The sequence below is a fragment of the Halalkalirubrum salinum genome, from assembly GCF_005543295.1.
In the GTDB taxonomy this organism is placed as follows: domain Archaea; phylum Halobacteriota; class Halobacteria; order Halobacteriales; family Haloferacaceae; genus Halalkalirubrum; species Halalkalirubrum salinum.
Genome location: NZ_SRSG01000015.1, coordinates 84117 through 105580 on the forward strand (window position 1 = coordinate 84117; position 21464 = coordinate 105580).

Below are 21464 nucleotides of genomic sequence, written 5' to 3' on the forward strand. Positions count from 1 at the left end.
ATTATGAACACAAAAAAGTACATATTAAAACGCATTGTCAGTACAGTAGCAACGTTCTTTGCAATAGCTACGATCATCTTCTTTTTGTTCCGGATGGTTGGTGACCCGGCATCACTGTTTATGTCACCTGGAATGGGTGGTGAGCAATTAGAACGAATTCGATCGAGTTTCGGTCTCAATGACCCACTTTATGTTCAGTACTACCGATACATGGTAAACATTGTCACACTTGACTTCGGCGTGAGTTTCTACTATCAATCTTCGACAGGTCCGATTGTGATTGAGCGGATGATAAACAGCCTGTTTCTCACTATGCCGGCCATCCTACTCGCGTATGTATTCGGCTCTATCGGAGGCGTCGTCATGGCTTGGAGACGTGGAGAACCACTCGAGCGTGTCGGCTTGCTCGGCGCAATTATCTTCCGATCGACGCCCCGCTTTTGGCTAGGCATCATCCTGCTGTTTGTGTTCGCAGGAATACTCGGTTGGTTCCCCAGTTTCGGGATGCTTTCTCAGGACATCGAGTTCCGAGGACATCTAGCCCTCCTCCTCGAACCAGACTTCTATCACCATATCATCCTTCCAATCGCCTCAATGACCTTCTACCTGATGGGCCTCCCATTGCTTTTGATGCGTACGAGCATGCTGGAAGTCATAAACGAGGACTTCGTTGATGTCTGTATAGCAAAAGGACTCACACAGCGGGAAGTTATGTTCAAACACGTCGCGCGGAACGCGTTACTTCCCGTAGTCACCGCATTCGCGGTCGGCATTGCATTCTCGTTCGGCGGGAATGTTCTCGTTGAAACCGTATTCTCGTACCCCGGAGTCGGGCGACTCATGGTTGACTCCGTGTTCCGGAGCGACTACCCTGTTGCGCAGATGTCGTTCCTAATGATGGCTGCGGTGGTATTGACGATGAACTTTCTCGCAGACCTCACGTACTTTTATCTTGATCCGAGAGTGAAAGCCGAATGACAATGAAGCAGCGTTCACAATGGAGAGTACGATGATCGGAACTAAAACTATCAATGGATATATCAAGCGGCTTCGTTCACTCGATCGAGAGAGTTTACAACAAGACATAGAACTTCGAGTAGAGAAAGCCCGTGATGTGTTCGAAATCATCGTTGCCAATGATCTCGCGAAGATCGGAATGGTTCTGCTCGCGATATTTCTCATTGTCGGGTTATTTGCACCGGTTATTGCACCTCACGAACCAAACGAGCGGCAGACGAACGATCAAGGTGATTGGCTCCGCGGCGAAGACCCATCAATCACGTATCCGATGGGGACTACCGACAACGCACACGACATCTTCTCCCAAGTCGTGTTCGGAACGCGGGTCGCGTTGATGGCGGGTATGCTCACCGCACTGATGGTTGGTGGGCTCGGAACCTTTGCTGGTATCATTGCAGGCTACTCCGGTGGTTACACTGAGACTGCAATTATGCGAATCGTTGACCTCGCGTACGGAGTTCCGTTCCTCCCGTTTGCGATCGTCTTGGTGATCGTACTCGGAGCGAACCTCTGGAATATCGTCCTCGCAATCTCGCTGATACTCTGGCGTGAGACGGCTCGTGTCGTTCGGTCGGAGGTGCTCTCGATACGCGAACTTGCGGACATCGAATCCGCAAAAGCGAGCGGCGCCAGCGATACGCGTATCATTCTCTACCATATCTTCCCGAAAGTGCTTCCCACAGCTGTTCTTTATTCCGTATTCGCAATCGGATGGGCAATCCTTGCTGAGGCGGGTCTATCGTTCTTAGGATTCAGTGACCACGAGATGGTCAGCTGGGGCTCAATGCTTCAAGCTGCCTACAACGGACAGGCACTTGACCAGAGCATGTGGTGGTGGATTTTCCCGCCGGGAATCTGTATTAGCCTGCTCGTGATCTCAGTGTATCTTATAAGTCAAGGTATCGAAGAAGTTGTTAACCCTCACCTGAGGGAGGTGTAAAATGTCGCTACTCGAAGTAAAGAATCTAGATATCGAATACCAGACTAAGAAAGGTAGTATCAAAGCTGCAAACGACGTTTCGTTCTCAATCGATCAAAATGAGAAGTTTGGACTGGTTGGAGAGAGCGGGTGCGGGAAATCGACAATAGCCAAAAGTCTACTTCGATTACTCCCCGACAACGGTGCTGTGACAAACGGCTCGATTATGTTCGACGGGACAGACCTCGTCTCCACAGACGAAAAGACGCTCCGGGATATCCGATGGGATGAGATCTCGTTCATCACACAGAGTGCAATGAACGCACTCGATCCGGTGTACACAATCGGTAATCAAATCGTCGAGGCGATTCAGACCCACGAGAATGTCTCTAAAAAGAATGCTCGGAATCGTGCGGGAGATTTAGTCGAACTGGTGGGTCTGGAGCGTGAAAGAATTGATTCGTACCCGCATCAACTGTCGGGTGGAATGCGCCAGCGTGCGATGATCGCAATGGCATTGGCGCTAAATCCCAGGCTCATAATCGCAGACGAGCCGACGACGGCGTTGGATGTTATTACCCAGGACCACATCCTTGAGGAAATTAACACGCTGACCGACACCATCAACAGCTCCCTGTTCATCATCACCCACGACATCAGCGTCGTCGCTGAGACGTGTGATAAGGTCGGTGTGATGTATGGCGGTGAGCTCGTCGAAGTCGGACCCATAGAAGAGGTCTTTGTCAACCCGCAACATCCCTACACACTGGGACTGCTGAATGCGTTCCCGACGATAGAGGGGGGCGAGGACGAACTAATCACGATGCCGGGACAGCCGCCAGATTTGCAAGACCCACCTCAAAACTGTAGTTTCTACGAGCGGTGTCCCTACCGGGAGGAGAGATGCGCTCATGCAGACCCTGAGCTTACTCGACGGAGCGATTCTCAGTACGCTGCGTGCTTCGTGAGTGAGGAACGAGATATCGGAGCGGAGTACGAATCCGTCGTCGACAAGGAGGAAGTATGGTTGAAACTATAATGCAAGTCCACGGACTGAAGAAGCACTATCCGGTCAATACCGGATTACTTGCTCAACTTCGTGGCAATCAGCGCTATGTCCACGCAGTCGATGGGGTAGATTTTGACATCCGCAAGGGAGAAATTCTCGGATTAGCAGGCGAATCTGGGTGCGGTAAAACAACGACCGGGAAGTGTCTGACTCGACTCACTGATCTGACCGATGGAGAGGTACTATTCGGTCCGGATAATACCGATATCTCCAAACTCGAAAACGACGAACTCAAACAATATCGGCGTGAAGCGCAGCTCATCTTTCAGGATCCATTCGAATCTATCAACGATCGATTTACGGTGAAAAAGTGGGTCGGCGAGCCGCTCAAAATCCACCACATGGTTCCTGCAGACGGTATCGAAGGACCAGTTTTGGAGGCGCTCGAAAACAGCGGCTTGGAACCTGCCGAAGAGTATCTCAACCGCTATCCACACGAATTGAGCGGTGGGCAGCGCCAGCGGGTTGCCATCGCTCGTGCATTAGTGTTGAATCCGTCGTTCATTGTCGCAGACGAGCCGACGTCGATGCTAGACGTTTCGGTTCGAGCGGGAGTGCTCCGAGTGATTCGAAATCTGGTCAAAGAAAACAACGTGACTGTGTTGTATATCTCTCATGACCTCTCGCTCCTTCGGTACGTTTGTGACCGAATCGGGATCATGTATCAGGGGGAACTCGCGGAAATCGGCGACGCGGACATAGTGCTTAACGATCCAAAGCACCCGTACACACAGGCGCTCGTCTCCGCAGTACCTCGGTCCGACCCGAGACAGAAGCGCGAGCGGATCCGGATACCCGACGAAGTTATCGACAGGTACGGTGGAATCGAGGGGTGCTCGTTTAAAAATCGCTGTCCGTACCGCTTCGAAAAGTGCGAAGAGAAGCCACGATTGCTTCAGACCGAGGAGGGAACGGGGCCGGATCGACACGTATCGTGTCACCTACACGACGACACCATCGACACGACGATTGACGATATCGACCCCGACTTCGAGCGCAAAAAAGAGTTCACCGACCACGACATTCTATAACAATGGCAAATCTTACAACGTGGCTAGCAGTCGGTGGGCTACTTAGCATCGCCGGAAGCCTCGCATTCGCGGTATACTGGCTGTATCGGTACGCTCCGTCAGTTGTACATGAGCGAGACCGACAGCAGTTGGTAATTCAGAAGCGGCTTGAAGTGTATCACGACATCATGAATCACATCGTTGCTTTCAACCGTGTTTGTGTCGGACTGAGTGAACGACACTTTGAGGACCAGATGCAACGGTTGGCGTTTGGAAACGAGTCGGAGCTACAAGAGCCCTCTGAGGAACTAACGGCAACATATCAAGCATACTATTATATCCTAGATCCAACTGTTCGAGAGGAAATAAGTGATTATCTGGATTACGTAAAAACGTATCACGACGAAGGCGCGCAGGTGGGAAAAGTACTCGCCAAGAGCGGAAACGTCGTTGTTGCAATGCGTGAGGATCTGGAGTTGGAATCTATCTACCCGACTGGACCGGCGGAGCCGAAAGACAATTCTGCGTAAGATGCGGCACCGAGAGGTCAGTCTCGAAGGTATGTTTTCTCACCTCTTGTCGTGAAAATCGAACGACAGTGGACGAAGTAGTATGTATTTATTCCTGATTATCCCGGAATCTGACCGCCACATCTAAGCACATGGAATACCCCTTGACAAGTAGTTTTCAGAGTAGCTATGACAACACCGACAAAATTCGATACTATCGTGATCGGCGGCGGAATTATCGGTGCCAGTTGTGCGTGGCACCTTCTAGAAGCTGGAGTTGACAATGTACTTCTCCTCGAAAAAGATACACCCGCGAGCAAAGCGAGCGGTCGGGCGGCAGGCCATTTGAGTACCTACACGTCACGAAAGTTCGAGGAATCGATCCGACGCTACTGTATCGAATTTCACGAATCGATAGCAGCGAGACACGACAACGTATCGCTCCGCGAGGACGTTGATCACGTACTTGCATACACGGAACGCGGGGTAGAGAAGCTTGAGGAGCTTTTGAAGCTAGACTCTGAAAAACTCACACTCGTGGATCGGTGCGAGCTTGCAAATCGAGAGCCAGTGTTCAATACCGAAGAGATTCTGGCAGCGTTATTGTACGAGGAGGCAGTACACACCGATCCGTATTCGCTCACGATGGCCGTACTTTCGGAAGCCAAAGAGTCTGGTGCGACACTTCGGACGGAAGAAGTAACCGATATCGAGTGTGGCGAGGATGAATTCACCGTCACTACCGAAGACGCCTCCTACGAGACATCGACTGTCGTGAATGCCGCAGGTGCGTGGAGCGGAGATCTCGCGTCGATGGTTGGTATATCGTTGCCGGTTAAGCCTCGAACAAGCCAAATCGTGGTATTAGAGCCCAGAGATTCTATTAACATCCCAATGTTCCACTGTCCCGACATTGGGTTGTACGGTCGCCAAGAACTAAATGGGGATGTGCTCGTTGGCGGCGGAACTAGTACCGTAATCCCAGATCCAGACAACTTTTCGACGAATGCTCGCGAGGAATTTCTCCAGTACGTCTCCGAACAGGTGTGGAAAATTGCCGACGTTCTAGACGATACCCGCCTCGTGAACCACTGGGCAGGTCGATGTACGGCGACACCCGACCGCCGGCCCATTATTGGTCCGACAGACGTTTCGGGATTTTATCTATGTACGGGATTCAACGGAGGCGGTGTTGCCCGATCGCCGTTCGCTGGGAAGTTGATTGCTGACTACGTGGCCGAGCGCTCTCTTTCGTTCACAGCGGAACCGTATCATCCGAATCGGTTTAACGGTAGAGAGCGATTCGATGTGAAAAGCGCGAGTACCGACTGGTGATGGGGGCGGAAAGAAGAGATAGACTTTTGTAACGAATTGTCCGATTATAAAACATATTTATTAGAATGTTGTCTCTCATGAGTATGGCGTCTGATATCGGGCGACAGTCTAGGAGGGGACTGTTCAACGGCGCTTATGCGTAACGGTATGGTTTCTGGTGTTGGCCAGACGATCGCGGGGCTACGCGGCGAAGGCCGAGGATGGATGATCCTCACAATTGCCTTCGGGTGGTTTTTAATCACCGGTACGATGCTCGCTCTTCCGGCGCTCCTCCCACGAATCATCTCCGAATTTTCAGTTTCCAATGCGACGGCTGGAACGGCAATCACGCTCCTCTGGCTCGTTTACGGAATTGCACAGTTCCCCGCCGGACTTCTCACTGACCGTCTCGGGGAACGGAAGATGCTTTTCTGGAGTATGACGATTGGTGTGCTGGTCGCAATGTGGTTCACGTTTTCCTCGTCTTTCACTGTGTTCCTCGTCGCTTGCGGACTCCTCGGAATCGTCGGAGGCCTGTTCGCCACACCAAGAATCACCTTGCTTTCGCAGTTGTACCCCGATCGGATCGGTACTGCAATCGGTGCGGTCATGGCTGCTGGAAATATCGGGTCGGCGGTTCTCCCAATTGTCGTCGGCTTTGTCGCAACTGTATTGGGGTGGCGGTTAGGATTCGGTACGATTATTCCGTTGTTCCTCATAGCTGTTATCGCAGTGTGGTTCGTCATACCCGGCAAAACGGACGCGGGCGACGCTGCACCGGACACGCCGATACGGGAAGTCATCACACCGTTACTACAAGAAGTAACTAGCCGGGAAGTCGTGTTAGTCACTGCCGGAATAACGCTGACGTTTTTCACGTTTCAAGGGCTGACCGCCTTCCTAACGACATATCTCATATCGATGAAAGGTTTAGACGGTGGGACGGCAGCGTTGTTGTACGGTATGATGTTCGCGGTTGCGGCTATTGCTCAGCCGATCGCAGGTAGCATCGCAGATTATCTGGGAAAACGATTGATTCTCACACTCATCACCGGTTCATATGCCGTTCTTTTGGTCGTTTTGGTCGTCACCAACTCATTTGTCGTCGTTGTGCCAATGGTCCTGTTATTAGGGACCCAACGCGGTGCGACACCAGTCGCAACTGCGTACCTTATCGCCACTCTCCCCGAGGACATCCAGGGAACGGGCTATGGGTTACTTCGGTCAGTGTTCACGAGTGTCTCGTCCTCGGCAGCTGTGATCGTCGGAATATTCGCCGACGCTGATCTGTTTGACGCGGCGTTTCTGTTCCTTGCGGGAATATCTGTCATCGCGACGCTCTGTTATTTTCTGCTGCCAGAATCTGAATTATATTAAAAACAGTCTTGGACTGTTAGATTGACCAGCCGCCATCGACGGGAAGCGTCTGTGCCGTAATGAACCGTGCGGCGTCACTGCACAGGAAGGCAACTGCTTCTGCGACGTCTTCGGGTTTGCCGATATAAGGAAGCAGTGTTCGGTTGGTCGCACTCACAAGGCGGGCTTGTTCGCCAAGTTCTTCGGCACTCTTTCCTTCCAAATCCGCTTTTTCCAAGTCTGGTCGGATGATTCCAGGTGCGACAGCATTGACGCGAATACCGTGCTCCGAGTAATCACCGGCCAACTGACGAGTCATACTGATAAGTGCACCCTTCGCCGATGCGTAATCCGCAGATTCACGATAAGGGACAAGTGCACCAACCGACGCCATGTTGACGATGCGACCATCTCCACGATCGGTCATTTTCGGAATTGCGCGTCGGCAAACGTGATACGCTCCTTCAACGTGAATGCTGTACATTTTACGCCACATCTTTAGATCGATTTCCTCAATGGTACCACGACTCCCGATACCTGCGTTATTGACGACGATAGATGGGTCATCGTACTCTCGACAGATATCGAATAGTTCGTCTACGCTATCAGGATCCGACACATCGCCGACGACGAGTTCTCCTGATTCGACGAGATCATCAAAATGTGGGCCGCCGTCGTGTGGTTCCGAATTGATATCCAGTCCGACGACTGTCGCGCCTCGGTCGGAAAACAGGCTTGCAGTTGCTCGGCCGATGCCAGCACCGGCACCGGTCACAATAGCTGTATGTCCATCAAGTGCTGTCTGCATACAAACTATGTCGCAGGAACAGAGTATAAATCTCTGGGTATGGGTAGTCACAGGGTATTTCGAATCTTGATCACAAAACGATGCTCACTGTAGTATGTTAACCAATAAAACAATATAGATGCCATTCTTCTTGTTTATTATGGGAACCGTCGTAACCGTCACTGGCGAGAAGTCCGCCGATGAACTCGGAGTCACTCTCCCCCATGAGCATCTTTTTATCGACACGTCGGTGTGGATTCCGACCGGCCTAGAACTAACGGCGGTTCAACGGCAAAAACTCCACGAAAGCGTCGACAAAAATAATCTGTGGTGGCTCTCTACGTACGGCCGTGTTCCCGAATGGAACGCGCTGGACAACCGCCGCCTGGACGATGAGGAGACCGCAAAAACCGAGGCGATGCGGTTCGTACAAGAAGGCGGTGGTACTATTGTCGATGTCACGCCGATGACCGCCGGACTAGGCAGAGACCCGAAAGCACTCAAAAGAGTCGCAAATTACACCGGGCTCAATGTTATTGCTGGAACCGGACACTACGTTCGTTTCTCTCATCCGCCCGATATGGACGAACAAACCGAAGACGATATTGCTGACGAGATAATTTCTGACGTGTCGGAGGGTATCGAAGAGACGCCTATCCGGGCCGGTGTTATTGGGGAAATTGGCGCGACAAAAGGGTTCGAGAACCATGAGAACGAGCGCAAAGTGTTTCGTGCGGCGGCCCGCGCACAGCGGGAAACCGGGGCGCCGATTACGATTCACCCGCCAGTTCATCACATGGAAGGCCACGATCTACTTGACGTTCTTGAAAATGCCGGTGCTAACCTCTCGAACGTTATTCTCGGCCATCTTGACGGTGTATTAGAACTCAAAGGCGCTTCAGAGTACTACGATTCACTAGCTAAACGGGGTGTCTATCTCGAGTTCGATCTTTTTGGACGCATTGGCTATCTCTCATCGCAGGATATCTGCTTCCCACTTGATGAAACCCGTATTCGGGAACTTAGGCGCTTGTTCGACGAGGGATACCGAAATCAATTGCTAATCTCGCAGGACATCTGCAAAAAAAACCAACTCACAAAATACGCTGGGCATGGATACGATTACATCCTCCGCGACATCGTCCCACGGTTCCGACGGCGCGGGTTTTCTGAATCCGAAATAACCACATTACTCTCTGAAAACCCCGCCCGAGCGCTCACCCACGACCAGTAGCTTACAAGAAGTGGCAAATTACCGTTCAGAAAGGCCCCCAGTCCTGACTGCTCTTCTCAGAGTCCCTCATGTTTATGCTTTCGCCCTACACGTATAAGATATGTTCACACCTATCGACAGAACTACCGAAATTAATCTCCAAGACGAAATTGATCCGGCGAATCTCGAAGCACACGTAACGCGGTTTTCAGGGCTTCACCGATACCCAGCGACCGATGATCAATGGGAGGCCGCAGAGTACATTGTGGATGAACTGTCCGCTTCGGGGGTCGAAGTTGAAATGCAAACTGTTGAGGCGTACACGAGTGTACCTGAATCTGCCTGTGTGACTGTCACGAGTCCGGTTACAAAAGATTTCGACGACGCAATAACCACCGCATTCAGTGTGAGTACTCCAACAGGTGGTGTGAGCGGAAAAGTAGTTTTTGTGGATTCTATCGACCATAACCCCATCGATTTGGCACATGTCGAGAATAAGATTGTCTTTACTCGCGGTCTCCCCACGCCAGCGCCCGTCCAGACGCTCGAAGAGGCGGGGGCGAAAGCAGTCATCTTCCAGTCACCCGGCGAGCACACTGTCCACGATATGATCGTCTCGCCGGTCTGGGGAAATCCATCGGTAGACGATGTGGCTGAACTCCCGAATATTCCGATCGCAGAGATCCACCACGAAGACGGAGAGTGGCTCGCAGAGCAAATCTTCGGAGACGCTGTTGAGGTGACCGTTGAAGCACAGACGCGGACAAAACAGCGAGAACTGCCGTGTCCGATTGCGCGCGTGGAGGGTACAGAGAGCGACCGGTATGTCGTTGTTGGAAATCACATTGATTCGTGGTACGAAGGCGTTACCGACAACGGGACGGCTATCGCCGCGTCGATGGAACTCGCGCGCATCTTCGCAGAAAATCCGCCGAAACGAGGCCTGGTCGTAGGTTTCTGGCCGGGGCACTCGATGGGTCGATACGCTGGAAGCGCCCGGTACGCCGATGAGAACTGGCTTGACCTCCGAAATAACGGCGTTGCCTATCTTCATCTGGATTTGAACGGGCTCGACGGCGCTGACCAATTATGGTTCCAGCACATGGCTGAAGTCGAAGATGAGCATTTCGACATATTGGAGGATGCATCGCTCCCGCTCGGAACCGAGGGGGGTGACGGTGACCTCATTGGAACTACCGATCGACCGGGTCGGAACTCTGATCAGTCGTTCTGGGGAACGGGACTTTCATCGTTACTCTCGGGTGCTCGATTCGGAGCTGATAACGAAGCAGGGGGTCCAATAGGCGGCGGCTGGTGGTGGCACACGCCCGAGGACACGCTCGACAAGGTCGATTTTGAGGTTCTCTCCGAGGAGATGGAGTTGTACACCGCGATCATCTCTCGGTTCTGTAACTCCGTGGTGCTCCCACACGACTTTCGAAAGACGGCAGCAGAGATCCGCAGCGTGGTGGAAGAACTTGATGCCGCCGCTGAGGGTAGAGCCGACTTCACCCCAGTTTACACACGCCTCGATTCGCTTGAATCGTCTCTCGACGAGTTTACGGCTATCGTAAATGATGTCGAACAAGACGAAATCGTCGATCGAATCGAAGACGTACAGGTCGAACTGGGAAATAAGCTCATCCCGGCGCTGTACATGGAAGCCCCAGAGTACGAACACGATCCGGCGCTACCTCACAAATTATTACCGTATCTCCGTCTTGCGGCGACGCTTCCCGATCGGAGCGGCCCGCGAAGAGGCTTCGCACAGACGAAAGTTACCCGAAGTATTTCGAAACTCGCTCATCGAATTGAGGAAGCGACTACTGTCGTTCAGTCTTTCGTGATCTCTCAGTAAAGGACGAGGCGTGAGGCTACCGAAATTCAGGAACAACCGTTTCGGCGAACAATTCCACACCAGTCGGGTCAGGGAAGTCTACGAACTCGAGGTCGACTTCGTCGACACCAATAGCTTCGAAGCGTTTGAGATCATTTATCAACTGCTCCGGTGTCCCGATTAGGTTGTGGTACGACGCGAGCGGATCGTCGGGTTCGGGGTCACGGAATCTCGGTGCCTGGTCAAGAATTTCTTCGACTTCTGTTTCGGTTTCACGGACGATGCACCGTGCGAACCAGGAAATATCGATACTGTCGAAATCGGTGCCATAGGTCTCACAGTGGCTTCGAAGTACGTCGAGTTTGTGCTCGATGAGATCTGTTGACCCCCAGTAGTTCCATTCGTCAGCATGCTTCGCAGCGATACGGAGTGTGAACTCCTCACCACCGCCTCCAACCATGATCGGTGGATGTGGATCTTGTTTCGGGTGAGGCCTGCAGACAGCGTCTTTCAAAGTGTAATACTCTCCCTCAAAGCTAACCTCGTCTTCCGTCCAGAGCTTTTTTGTCAACTCTATGGTTTCTTCCATTGCGCGAAGACGCGTCGGTGCGTTCGGCCATTCGTATCCGTAAGCGACCGCCTCATCTTCTTTCCACCCGGCACCCATACCGAGTTTCATTCGACCATCGCTTACGTTGTCGAGGGTTGCTCCGATTTTCGCCAACAATGGCCCATGTCGAAGTTCGTTATTGACGGTTTTGGGGAAGAGCGTCACCGTTTCTGTTTCGCGTGCGAGCGCAGCGAGCGTTGTAAAACATTCTGTCGTGGCGCCGTCGCCGGTCATTAGATGGTCAGGAACCGCAATTCCGTCAAATCCCGCGGCTTCGACTGCCCGCGCGTAGTCTCGCTGTTTTTTCCATGTGATACCGTCACAGAACACCAATGTGGAATACTCCGAATCGCCGGCGCTTGTCGGAATATTTGCTGCGAATCGCATACCTTTACGATGTTCGAGTGGTGTTATAATCGTTCCGTACAATCACTGAACAGGCCGGTCAACAATAATGAGAATTTCGCTTGAATAAGCTGGAGATATCTTTTAGATAAGATCTCACCCCTCTGTCTTAGCGTTTTAGAAGGAGGAATCACGTTCCCATATAGGCTCTATTTATTTGTTCTTACACGTACAGAGAGTAATGGTAAGTAGCCTCTTTAGCAGCCTCCGTCTCGCCGAGCTAACGATACCAAACCGCATCTTCGTATCACCGATGTGTCAGTACTCCTGCGAGGACCGCGACGGCCTCGCTACCAATTGGCATCTCGTTCATTTGGGAAGTCGAGCGACCGGCGGGTCGGGGATAGTTCTTGCAGAAGCAACAGCCGTCGCGCCGGACGGTCGCATCACCCCCGAAGATTTGGGACTCTGGAGCAACGAACATGCTGAGGCGCTTCGACCAACGGTTGAGTTCATCAAATCACAAGGAAGTATTCCAGGTATTCAGCTATCACACGCCGGTCGCAAAGCTTCGAAAACTCGCCCGTGGGAAGGCGGTGTCCCACTTCAGCCTTCTGGAGGCGGCTGGTCCGTTATCGCGCCAAGCGAGGTTCCGTGGCCATACGACGAGGAACCACCGAAAATGCGGGTGATGACAGAGACAGATATTGACCGGACAGTCGAGCAGTTTCGAGACGCCGCGGAGTATGCACTCGAAGCTGGATTTCAAATAATCGAACTACACGCCGCTCACGGCTACTTACTTCACGAATTCCTCTCACCGTACACGAACCGTCGGGATGACAAATATGGCGGGAGCTTCGAAAACCGAATTCGGTTCCCCATGAAGGTCATCAAAGCAGTTTCCGAGGTATGGCCGGCAGAGAACCCCCTAATGGTTCGTATCTCCGCGACAGACTGGATTGAGGAGGGAGAATCATGGACGCTCGAACAATCTGTGCGGCTCGTGCAGCGCTTCGCCGATGCTGGTGTCGACCTCATCGACGTGAGTACGGGGGCGCTGGACCCAGTTGCTCAAAATATACCGCAGACTGGTCCCAACTATCAAGTCCCGTTCGGTGAAACGATACGCAAGCAGGCCGACGTTGCGGTGGGTACCGTCGGCGGTATTACTTCTCCGCAGCAAGCGGATGCGATCGTGCGAAATGAACGAGCGGACGCAGTTATCATCGGTCGTGAGCATCTTCGTGATCCTTACTTCGCGCTCCACGCCGCGGAAGAACTCGGAGTCGAAGACGAAATTGAGTGGCCCGATCCATACGCCTACGCGGTATAATATGAACGGCCAGGCTATTGCAGTACTTTTGCATCGGAAGAATCGAAAGGTTGGCCGTCTACCACTCGCCTATTAGCTCTCAGCGACTTCTTCCATATCGGATTTCAGACCTTGCAGGATGCGTTCGGTCGTATCGGAGACAACCTTCTCAAGAAATTCTGGGTCCGAGTTGGTTGGATCTCCGAGCCCACCTTGCTCGGTGATGTCGTCGAAGTACGCGTACTGGCGCGTCTCAAAATCGGCTTTTCGGGTCTGTGGCTCCTTTTTTTCCTCGCGGACAAGGTTAGGGTGGAACAATTCTATAACGCTCGTTTCGTAGTCGCCGGCGTGACCCCATCCTTCCCCGAATTTTTCTTGCAGTTGGTCACGCGCGTAGTCGGTCCAGTGAATCAAGAAGGTCGGCAAACCATAGTCGCGCTGGATCCGGTCTGCGGCGAGCTTTAGCGGTTCAATATTGCCTCCGTGAAAATTGAGTAGTGCCAACCGTTTCGCCCCGTGGGCCACTATCGACTGACCGATCTCCTTGATGACCATCTGATACGTCTCTGCAGATAATGTTACCGTCCCTGCATAGTTCATGTGGTGCTCGGAGTAGCCGTACGGAAGCGTTGGAAGTCGGATTAACGAAATGCCGTGCTCAGGCGCTTTTTCGGCGAGATCGCGTGTGAGGTCCTCGGCTCGAAGAGTATCGACGGTCAAAGGGAGATGGAGCGAGTGTTGCTCGACGCTTCCGCATGGAAGGACCACGAAATCTGCGTCTACGAGGGCATCCTCTGCATCTGTCCACGTCATACTCCCCAGGTCGTACTCGTCGTAATCCAGTGATACTGGCATGAGTGTTGTTACCGTATCAATAAATTAACTCTGTCGGACGGTCGTCCCTTCTCGGCTGGAATGCTAAAAAATTGCTGCGTGAGAAATATCACCTCTCTGGTAAATTATCTCCGTACACAAAATCTACACAAGCTTATTCCTTATACACAGCAACAGCGCCGGCTCAAACAGGCCCGGGTTCAGAAAGAGTAGTTGAGCGGCTTTTTAACGGTCTATCTCGGTGGCACCAGTATCAATAATCAGGTTTAGCGCTTTGTCAGTCCGGCAGCTGTGACCGGGGTAGATGACTGTAGTCGTGTCGCTTTGCTCAACGATCGCAGGGCCCTCGAAGGACTCACCAACAGGGAGCTGCTCCCGATCGTAAACGGGCGCCTCATAAGTTCGATCGTCGCCGACAAAGTGTGCCTCACGGGTGGTTTTTCGTGCGTCGGCGAGTGAATTACCACCAACCGATGAAGGTGTGTCGAGCTGCTCGGGTGAGAAGGAGTTGATTACTCGCAGGTTCACGAACTCGACTGGATCGTCCACGTTCTTGTGCCCATACACCTCTTCGTGGCGATCATGGAACTGTTCACGAATCTCATTGATGATCGCCTCGTTGTACTCCTTGGCGATCGGTACCTCATGTTCGATCTCAAACGACTGGCCTTCGTACCGCATGTCGGCCTGGTAGGTCGTCTCGACCGCATCGAAGTCAATCCCCTCTCGTGCCATGGCCTCTTTGCCTCGCTCAGTCAACCGAGCGTACCGTGTGGCCAGTTCGCCTGGCTTGAGATTTCCAAGCGAGCGGAGGAACGTGAGTTCGTGATCGTGTTCGACATCTGCAGAGAGGAGTCCAGCTGCGGACAAAACGCCGGGCGACCGTGGGATAATCACCTCGGGGATTGCCAATTCTTCGGCGAGTTTGCCGGCGTGGATCGGTCCTGCACCGCCCATGGCGAACAGGCTGAAGTTCCGGGGATCGAATCCGCGCTGGACAGTTGTCAGGCGGAGCTGTTGTGCCATTTTGGTATTCATAATCTGATGAATTCCCTTAGCAGCCCGCACCAGATCGTACCCGAGCGGCTCTGCAACCATCTCAGCTATTGATTCTCGAGCCGCGTCAGGATCGAGTTCGAAGGCACCGTCAGCGAAGTTGTTCGGATTCAGATAGCCGAGGACGAGCGATCCGTCGGTGACGGTCGGCTCCGTTCCCCCTTGCCCGTAGCACGCAGGACCGGGATCTGCCCCGGCACTCTCCGGTCCCACGCGTAGACTGTCTGCGTCGTCAAGCCACGCGACTGACCCGCCGCCGGAACCGATCGTGCTGATATCGACCATCTGCATGCGGAGAGGATAATCCTGGATGTTGCCTTCGCTCGTGATCTGAGGCTTTCCGTCCTCGATAAGCGAGACATCACTCGAGGTTCCCCCGATATCGATGGTGATCATGTCCTCGCGGTCGATCTGTCTCCCGACGTCATTCGCACCTGCGACCGCGGCAGCTGGTCCGGAGAGCACCGACCCAACCGGCTTTTCTTGCATAAGTTCCGCGCCGGCGATGCCGCCGCGTGACTGCATGATCTGGAGTTCGCAGCGGATACCCTCTGCGTCGAGCATTTCATTCATGCGGGTAACGTACGACTCGATCACCGGTCGAAGGTACGCGTCGAAGGCAGTAACGACCAATCGCTCATACTCACGGAAGCGGGGGTTGATCGTTGAGGAGAGAGAGACATCCACATCCGGGAATACTTCTTTAATCAGTTCGGCCGTTCGCTCCTCATGGTCGCTGTTAGTGAATGAAAAGAGGTAACAGACTGCGACCGAGTCGACGTCGTGCTCTTCGACGAGATAGTGGATTCCCTCGATGACATCCTCCTCGTCAAGTTCGGAGAGAACCTCCCCGTCCGGACCGATCCGCTCGTCAATCTCAAGTCGGCGTTCGCGTGGCGCGAGGAAGGTTGGCGTCTGCTCGTCAAGGAACAGGTCGTACATATCCTCACGTTTCTGTCGGCCGATCGCCAAGGTGTCCCTGAAACCCTTAGTCATCAATATGCCGACTGTTCCGCCGTTTCTTTCGATTACCGCGTTGGTTCCCGCGGTTGTCCCATGAACGAACCTCTCGACCTTCCCTCGGTCGCCTTTGGTTTCCACGATAATCTCATCGATACCTCGTTGAACACCCTGGATCAGGTTCTCCGGCGTCGTGGGTACCTTCGTCGAATACACCGCCCCGTCTTCCCGTGCGATGACATCGGTGAAGGTACCGCCGATATCGATCGCTATCTGAACGGTCATATAGTCCTATGAGGATGGTTCTCTCACATAACGATTTGCATAGCAGAGAAAGAATATCAATCTAAGCTACAATAGCCCGTTGCACGTCTTCAAAATTAGTGCGAATCTACCCCCTATTTCGCTGCTTTTGCAGTACAAACCCCGACATTAGAGTACATATATGTCCGCTGGGGCCCAGCTAATAATGAAGATGCAATAGGCTATACAAGTAAACGACGATTGTTTCAAACTCAATCAGCTACCGTTTGTAGCCCCGAGCAGCGAGGCGATCTCGCCAACTGGTTCACTGCCCGGCATCGCCCGAATGCGACTCTCTAACTCCTGGCTCGCGTTCGCTCCAAGTAGTGGTTCAGCGAGTTGGCGATACTTATTACGGACCTCAGCGTAAGGAAGCGGTCGCTCTGGTTCACCGCGGGGGTGATCGACGCTCGCAGTGCACTCGGTACCGTCTCGCAGTCGCACGGTCACATCCGCAGCCATCTGTCCGGTCGACTCATACCAGCTGGACATAGTCTCGTCTGGCTTGATGTCGACCCGTTTCATCAGTGCCCAGACATCAGGGTCTGACAGCCGCTCCTCAGCAAGCCATTCGAACCCGGGATCGTAGCCCAACAGTGCGACTGCGACGACGAACGGCATGCTGAACTGAGCGTCCAGCACCGTATCGGGGATCGAATCGAGGTTCGCACCCTCGTGAAATGTCGATACCTCAACGCGCTCGACCGCGTCGGGGTCAAGCCCTTCTGCACGGAGTTCGCGGACGCAGTCGAGTGTTGCGTGTGTCCAGCGACACGAGGAGTACGGTTTAAATGAAACATCGGTGATCGCACACCAGTTGTCGAGATCTGCATGGAGGACCGACTCCTCGAAAGAGTCGGAGGCAGCCATCCGCCAGAACCCCGACGGACCGTCGAAGATGTCGCGGCTCCCGCGGAATCCGCGTGAGGCAAGCTCGCCGGCAATCACACCGCCGAGACAGGCCCACCCATAGTTGTTCTTCAGCCACTGGAACCGGTCGGTGTTGATACCAACCTTCCGTACCAGTGGAACCGGTGCATTCATCCCGGCGATCCCGAGAGCATCGGCGACTGCCTCCGGCGAACAGTCGAGCAGCTTAGCAGTGGCGACCGCAGGGCCAAAGATCTGCCAAGTGCCCGTGCCGACAACCTCTTGTGACCGTTCTGGACTGGGCATGATTGCGTCGCCGATACGGATCGAGACCTCATATCCGATGATCACCGCCTCGAGGAACGATCGAGTGTCGGCGCCGTACGCCTCAGCGACGGCGAGTGTGGGCGGGATAACGGTAGCACCGGGATGACCGATCGCCCGCCCGCTGTAGGTGTCGTCGTAATCGAGGAGGTTCGCGAGGTAACCGTTCAGGTACGCTGCCGTGGTGACGGGCAGCCGAGTATCGGTGCTAGGGACCGTCGCCTCCGCCGCTCCGCCGCGCTCACTCCAAAAAGACGTCACGATGTTGGCTTGCCGGAGTTGGCTTCCGCCGAGCATAACACCAACAGAATCAAGCACAAGGTGAGTGGCGTGCTCAATCGCATCTTCAGGGAGGTCCTTCAGAGAGAAGTCGGTGACGACCTTCCCAATCTCTAGTGCATGTGTCGACGCTGGTGGTGGCTGACCCGTCATGATACGCCCTTCTATGCGGAACAGAATAAATCTCTGGTCACTAACGTTAAGAAGCCAAGTGGAGGTGACAGTACCGGTAGATCGCAGGTAATAGTGAACGGATTTTCGACAGAGGATATAAATATCTCCTCGTCACTTCTTTCCATGTTATAACATCTCATGACCCACGACGACATTACTCAGACAGTGTTGCGTCATAAGTTCGACTCGATTGCTGACGAAATGGAGGCAACATTGATCCGGAGCGCGTACTCGAGCATTGTGAAGGAAGCACAGGATGCCTCAGCAGCTATTTTTGACGCGGAGGGGCGGACGATCGCGCAGGCAATGGCTATCCCGGCACATCTTGGGATGATGGTTCCAGCGGTCGATCGTATCCTTGAGAAGTTTCCAACCGAAGGTATGGAGCCCAATGACGTCTATCTAATGAACGATCCATACGACGGTGGGACGCACATCCCCGACATCACCGTCCTGAAGCCAATCTTCAGCGAAGACGAAGTGATTGCCCTCGGTGCGACAATGGCTCATCATCAAGAGATGGGTGGACTGACGCCAGGGAGCCTCCCACCGAGCGCAACTGAAATTTACCAAGAGGGGCTCCGGCTCCCGCCGCTGCAGTACCACGACCGTGGCAAGGTCAACGAGACAATCGTCTCGCTCATCGAAAAGAACGTCAGGACTCCGTACACAACGCTTGGCGACCTGCGCGCACAGGTTTCGTCGGTGTCGATCGCAGAGCGCCGAATTGAGGCCGTCACCGAAGAGTACGGCAACGAGACATTCCGGGCGGTCGTCGATCAGATCATCAATCACTCAGAGAAACTAACCAGATCGAAGATCGCAGAAATCCCCGACGGGGCGTACACATTCCACGACTACATTGACGACGACGGGGTGGACATCCACAAACCGATCCGGATCGAGGCGACAGTCACCATCGACGGCACCGACATGCATGTCGACTTCACCGGCACGGGCGAGCAGGCCCGTGGCCCAGTGAATGCCGTCCCATCAGCGACACTATCGGGCGTCTATTACGTTGTCAGAGCGGTTACAGACCCAACAATTCCGAATAATGCCGGCTGCTTCGCACCTGTCGAGGTGAAGATGCCGAAGGGAACGGTGATCAATCCAGAACCCCCGGCGGCGGTTAACGCCCGGAGCTTGACCGTCAAGCGGATCGTAGACGTACTGTTTGGTGCGCTCGCAGAATCGATCCCAGAGAAGGTCACTGCAGCGGGGAATGGTCAACTGCTCTCTCACCGTTTCAGCGGCATGCAGGATGGCGAGCAGTGGATTTACGGCGAGGTCGGTGCCGGCGGGAGTGGCGCTCGCCCTACGAAGGACGGGATCGACTGCATCGATACTGATATCACCAACTGCATGAACACGCCCGTCGAGGCAACCGAGATGACTGCGCCGATTCGGATCCGCCGGTATGATCTCTGGCAGGACTCCGGCGGCCCTGGGCAGTACCGAGGCGGGCTCGGATACCGTAAACAGTTTGAGATTCTCGTAGATGACGTGACGTTCACGCACCGTCGGGACAGGCACGACTTCCAGCCATGGGGGCTCCTTGGCGGCCGACCCGCACCAACCTGTAAGACACTGATCCAGCGGGCTGACGGCGCCACGGAACAGCTTCCCTCGCAGGCGACAGTACATCTCGACACTGGCGACGTGGTTGACATCTTCACGACCGGAGGTGGGGGCTACGGGCCGTCGATTGAGCGGCCGATAGGTGCGGTCAAGCGCGATCTCGATGGGGAACGGATCTCCGAGACAGCGGCCGAAACCGAGTACTGCGTGGTCATCGAGGACGGTGAGATCGATTATAAGGCCACCCAGCGCCGGCGCGAACGACTGCGCAAGGACCGTTCACCTGGAGAGAAGCTGTTCGACCGCGGTAATGTGCCTGTTTCGGACTGAGCCGAATCCGTCACTTTTCTGCGTTCTGATTGTCCCGTTGTCGACGTTCGTCCCGATGATTGAATAGCTCCCGCCCGAAGGGGGGGCCATGCGCAATAGAGACACGTTCACATTGGCCGCGGCGGGCGATGCGATCTTGAACCGGCGGCTGCGAGTCTACGAAGATGAAGAATTCCGCGGAGTCGTCGATCGGGTTCGCGGGGCAGATCTATCGATTGTTAACCTCGAGACGCTCCTCCACGAGTACGAGGAGGGGTACCCGTGGGCGAACGCACCCGGAACGTACATGCAGTCGCCGCCGTGGGTCGCTGACGAACTCACATGGGCCGGTTTCGACGCGTTCGCGACCGCAACGAACCACGCGCTTGACTACTCTCACGGCGGGATCGAGACGACTATATACGAGCTTGAAAAGCGGGATATCCCGTATGCGGGGCTCGGACATAACCTTGCTCAGGCGCGAGCGCCGACATACGTCGAAACGCCTGCTGGCCGAGGAGTGCTAATTTCGGTCTGCTCGACGATCACGCCTGGCAGCATCGCCGGCGAGCAGCGCCCAGAAGTCGGCGGACGGCCGGGCATCGCGCCGCTCAGGCTTGAGACCCGGCACCGGGTGTCCGCGGATGCGATGGAGTCGCTTCTGAGCATCAGCGAGGCGCTCGGCCTAGAGACGCTAAAGAAGCAGCAGGCGGAACTTGGCTTCCCGATCGCCGGCCACGACGATGAGACGTTTCGGTTGTTCAACTTAGCGGACGGCGACCACCCCGCGTTTGAGGTCGCTGACGAGTTCGGTATCAAGCAGCGCGCAAAATCTTCGGATGTCGAGGCTGTCCGAAAGCGAATCCTCGACGCAAAGCGCCAGGCGGACTGGGTTGTCGTCTCCCTTCACGCACATGAGGGAGCTGAAGGGCGGAGTAACGACCACTCCGTTCCCTCTTTTATTGAATCGTTCGCCAAGACGTGCATTGAGGAGGGCGCGGACGCCTTTATTGGTCACGGCCCGCACGTCCTCCGTGGGATCGAGATCCATGAAGGAGCACCGATTTTCTACAGCCTCGGGAACTTCATAATGCAAAACGAGACGGTGGAGTTCCTCCCGACTGAGATGTACGAACGCTACGGACTCGACAAATCGGCATCGCCCGCAGACGCATTCGACGCGCGTGTCTTCGACGAGGAGGGTAACCGCACAGGATTCCTCGGTGATAGTGCTTTCTGGGAGAGCGTCTTGCCGGTGTGTGAATTCGACACCGAGACGGGCGATCTCGAGAGCATAGAGCTGCACCCAATCGAACTGGGTCACGAACTCCCACGCCCGCAACGCGGGCGACCGCTGATAGCTGAGGGCGAGACGGCGGCAAAGATCCTTGAGGATCTTATTGAGTTCTCAGCGCCGTACGGCACGAAAATTAGCGTCGAGGGCAATCGCGGGCGGATCAATATATAAAA

The 21464-nt window shown here is 54.2% G+C and carries 17 protein-coding genes; 12 read left to right on the top strand and 5 right to left on the bottom strand.

Features of this window, described 5'->3' with window-relative positions; genetic code table 11:
- Positions 1-3 precede the first annotated feature (3 nt).
- The 7 genes from E5K03_RS17135 (at position 4) to E5K03_RS06635 (ending at position 7218) form a co-directional block, all read left to right on the top strand.
- Complete coding sequence (locus E5K03_RS17135; RefSeq protein WP_394343966.1) at positions 4-978, top strand: ABC transporter permease; 975 nt, start codon at positions 4-6, stop codon at positions 976-978.
- Positions 979-1009: 31 nt separating this feature from the next.
- Positions 1010-1960, top strand: coding sequence for an ABC transporter permease (locus E5K03_RS06610; RefSeq protein WP_171006619.1), 951 nt, complete (start codon positions 1010-1012; stop codon positions 1958-1960).
- A 1-nt stretch (position 1961) separates the two neighbouring features.
- A complete protein-coding gene (locus tag E5K03_RS06615; RefSeq protein ID WP_138005603.1) occupies positions 1962-2978 on the top strand; it encodes an ABC transporter ATP-binding protein in 1017 nt (338 codons plus the stop codon).
- On the top strand, positions 2963-4039 hold the full coding sequence (locus E5K03_RS06620; protein ID WP_240729965.1) for an ABC transporter ATP-binding protein: 1077 nt from the start codon (positions 2963-2965) through the stop codon (positions 4037-4039). The genes E5K03_RS06615 and E5K03_RS06620 overlap by 16 nt, the downstream gene beginning before the upstream one ends.
- A 2-nt stretch (positions 4040-4041) precedes the next feature.
- Positions 4042-4548, top strand: a complete 507-nt coding sequence (locus E5K03_RS06625; RefSeq protein ID WP_138005605.1) for a hypothetical protein — start codon at positions 4042-4044, stop codon at positions 4546-4548.
- A gap of 168 nt (positions 4549-4716) precedes the next feature.
- Complete coding sequence (locus tag E5K03_RS06630) at positions 4717-5862, top strand: NAD(P)/FAD-dependent oxidoreductase (protein WP_138005608.1); 1146 nt, start codon at positions 4717-4719, stop codon at positions 5860-5862.
- Positions 5863-6009: 147 nt separating this feature from the next.
- The gene (locus tag E5K03_RS06635) at positions 6010-7218 is read left to right on the top strand and encodes an MFS transporter (RefSeq protein WP_171006620.1); all 1209 of its coding nucleotides are present in this window, start codon (positions 6010-6012) and stop codon (positions 7216-7218) included.
- Between the two features lie 16 nt (positions 7219-7234).
- On the opposite strand, the gene E5K03_RS06640 is transcribed toward E5K03_RS06635, so the two are convergent.
- Positions 7235-8005 carry an SDR family NAD(P)-dependent oxidoreductase gene (locus E5K03_RS06640; RefSeq protein ID WP_138005612.1) on the bottom strand — a complete coding sequence of 257 codons (771 nt, stop codon included), beginning with the start codon at positions 8003-8005 and terminating at the stop codon, positions 7235-7237.
- Positions 8006-8123: 118 nt separating this feature from the next.
- Here E5K03_RS06640 and E5K03_RS06645 point away from each other — a divergent pair, with 118 nt between their 5' ends.
- Together E5K03_RS06645 and E5K03_RS06650 are read left to right on the top strand one after the other, a co-directional pair.
- Positions 8124-9218 (top strand): phosphotriesterase family protein, encoded by a 1095-nt coding sequence (locus E5K03_RS06645; RefSeq protein ID WP_138005614.1) that lies wholly within the window; start codon positions 8124-8126, stop codon positions 9216-9218.
- Positions 9219-9318: 100 nt separating this feature from the next.
- A complete protein-coding gene (locus tag E5K03_RS06650) occupies positions 9319-11055 on the top strand; it encodes a M28 family peptidase (RefSeq protein WP_138005616.1) in 1737 nt (578 codons plus the stop codon).
- A 16-nt stretch (positions 11056-11071) separates the two neighbouring features.
- Here the strand turns inward: E5K03_RS06650 and E5K03_RS06655 are convergent, their stop codons facing one another.
- Positions 11072-12031: an LLM class flavin-dependent oxidoreductase gene (locus E5K03_RS06655; RefSeq protein ID WP_138005618.1), complete on the bottom strand. Its 960-nt coding sequence runs from the start codon at positions 12029-12031 to the stop codon at positions 11072-11074.
- 199 nt (positions 12032-12230) lie between these two features.
- Between E5K03_RS06655 and E5K03_RS06660 the strand changes: the two genes are divergently transcribed.
- Complete coding sequence (locus E5K03_RS06660; protein ID WP_138005621.1) at positions 12231-13325, top strand: NADH:flavin oxidoreductase/NADH oxidase; 1095 nt, start codon at positions 12231-12233, stop codon at positions 13323-13325.
- Positions 13326-13397: 72 nt separating this feature from the next.
- Here E5K03_RS06660 and E5K03_RS06665 read toward each other — a convergent pair whose 3' ends face one another.
- The 3 genes from E5K03_RS06665 to E5K03_RS06675 all read right to left on the bottom strand — a co-directional run bounded on the left by E5K03_RS06665 (position 13398) and on the right by E5K03_RS06675 (position 18083).
- On the bottom strand, positions 13398-14117 hold the full coding sequence (locus E5K03_RS06665) for a creatininase family protein (protein ID WP_171006623.1): 720 nt from the start codon (positions 14115-14117) through the stop codon (positions 13398-13400).
- Positions 14118-14363: 246 nt separating this feature from the next.
- Positions 14364-16439, bottom strand: a complete 2076-nt coding sequence (locus E5K03_RS06670; protein ID WP_138005625.1) for a hydantoinase/oxoprolinase family protein — start codon at positions 16437-16439, stop codon at positions 14364-14366.
- A 234-nt stretch (positions 16440-16673) separates the two neighbouring features.
- Positions 16674-18083 (bottom strand): MmgE/PrpD family protein, encoded by a 1410-nt coding sequence (locus E5K03_RS06675; RefSeq protein WP_138005627.1) that lies wholly within the window; start codon positions 18081-18083, stop codon positions 16674-16676.
- Positions 18084-18242: 159 nt separating this feature from the next.
- On the opposite strand from E5K03_RS06675, the gene E5K03_RS06680 reads away from it, so the two are divergent.
- A complete protein-coding gene (locus E5K03_RS06680) occupies positions 18243-20015 on the top strand; it encodes a hydantoinase B/oxoprolinase family protein (protein ID WP_138005630.1) in 1773 nt (590 codons plus the stop codon).
- Between the two features lie 88 nt (positions 20016-20103).
- Positions 20104-21462: a CapA family protein gene (locus E5K03_RS06685; protein ID WP_138005631.1), complete on the top strand. Its 1359-nt coding sequence runs from the start codon at positions 20104-20106 to the stop codon at positions 21460-21462.
- Positions 21463-21464: the final 2 nt, after the last annotated feature.

Excerpts from the sequence above, each read along its gene's own strand:
- E5K03_RS06640 (WP_138005612.1), bottom strand. The coding sequence starts at position 8,005 with ATGCAGACAGCACTTGATGGACATACAGCTATTGTGACCGGTGCCGGT.
- E5K03_RS06630 (WP_138005608.1), top strand. The coding sequence starts at position 4,717 with ATGACAACACCGACAAAATTCGATACTATCGTGATCGGCGGCGGAATT.
- E5K03_RS06615 (WP_138005603.1), top strand. The coding sequence starts at position 1,962 with ATGTCGCTACTCGAAGTAAAGAATCTAGATATCGAATACCAGACTAAG.
- E5K03_RS17135 (WP_394343966.1), top strand. The coding sequence starts at position 4 with ATGAACACAAAAAAGTACATATTAAAACGCATTGTCAGTACAGTAGCA.
- E5K03_RS06665 (WP_171006623.1), bottom strand. The coding sequence starts at position 14,117 with ATGACGTGGACAGATGCAGAGGATGCCCTCGTAGACGCAGATTTCGTG.
- E5K03_RS06620 (WP_240729965.1), top strand. The coding sequence starts at position 2,963 with ATGGTTGAAACTATAATGCAAGTCCACGGACTGAAGAAGCACTATCCG.
- E5K03_RS06655 (WP_138005618.1), bottom strand. The coding sequence starts at position 12,031 with ATGCGATTCGCAGCAAATATTCCGACAAGCGCCGGCGATTCGGAGTAT.
- E5K03_RS06660 (WP_138005621.1), top strand. The coding sequence starts at position 12,231 with ATGGTAAGTAGCCTCTTTAGCAGCCTCCGTCTCGCCGAGCTAACGATA.
- E5K03_RS06670 (WP_138005625.1), bottom strand. The coding sequence starts at position 16,439 with ATGACCGTTCAGATAGCGATCGATATCGGCGGTACCTTCACCGATGTC.
- E5K03_RS06675 (WP_138005627.1), bottom strand. The coding sequence starts at position 18,083 with ATGACGGGTCAGCCACCACCAGCGTCGACACATGCACTAGAGATTGGG.
- E5K03_RS06650 (WP_138005616.1), top strand. The coding sequence starts at position 9,319 with ATGTTCACACCTATCGACAGAACTACCGAAATTAATCTCCAAGACGAA.
- E5K03_RS06645 (WP_138005614.1), top strand. The coding sequence starts at position 8,124 with ATGCCATTCTTCTTGTTTATTATGGGAACCGTCGTAACCGTCACTGGC.
- E5K03_RS06625 (WP_138005605.1), top strand. The coding sequence starts at position 4,042 with ATGGCAAATCTTACAACGTGGCTAGCAGTCGGTGGGCTACTTAGCATC.
- E5K03_RS06635 (WP_171006620.1), top strand. The coding sequence starts at position 6,010 with ATGGTTTCTGGTGTTGGCCAGACGATCGCGGGGCTACGCGGCGAAGGC.
- E5K03_RS06610 (WP_171006619.1), top strand. The coding sequence starts at position 1,010 with ATGATCGGAACTAAAACTATCAATGGATATATCAAGCGGCTTCGTTCA.
- E5K03_RS06680 (WP_138005630.1), top strand. The coding sequence starts at position 18,243 with ATGACCCACGACGACATTACTCAGACAGTGTTGCGTCATAAGTTCGAC.
- E5K03_RS06685 (WP_138005631.1), top strand. The coding sequence starts at position 20,104 with ATGCGCAATAGAGACACGTTCACATTGGCCGCGGCGGGCGATGCGATC.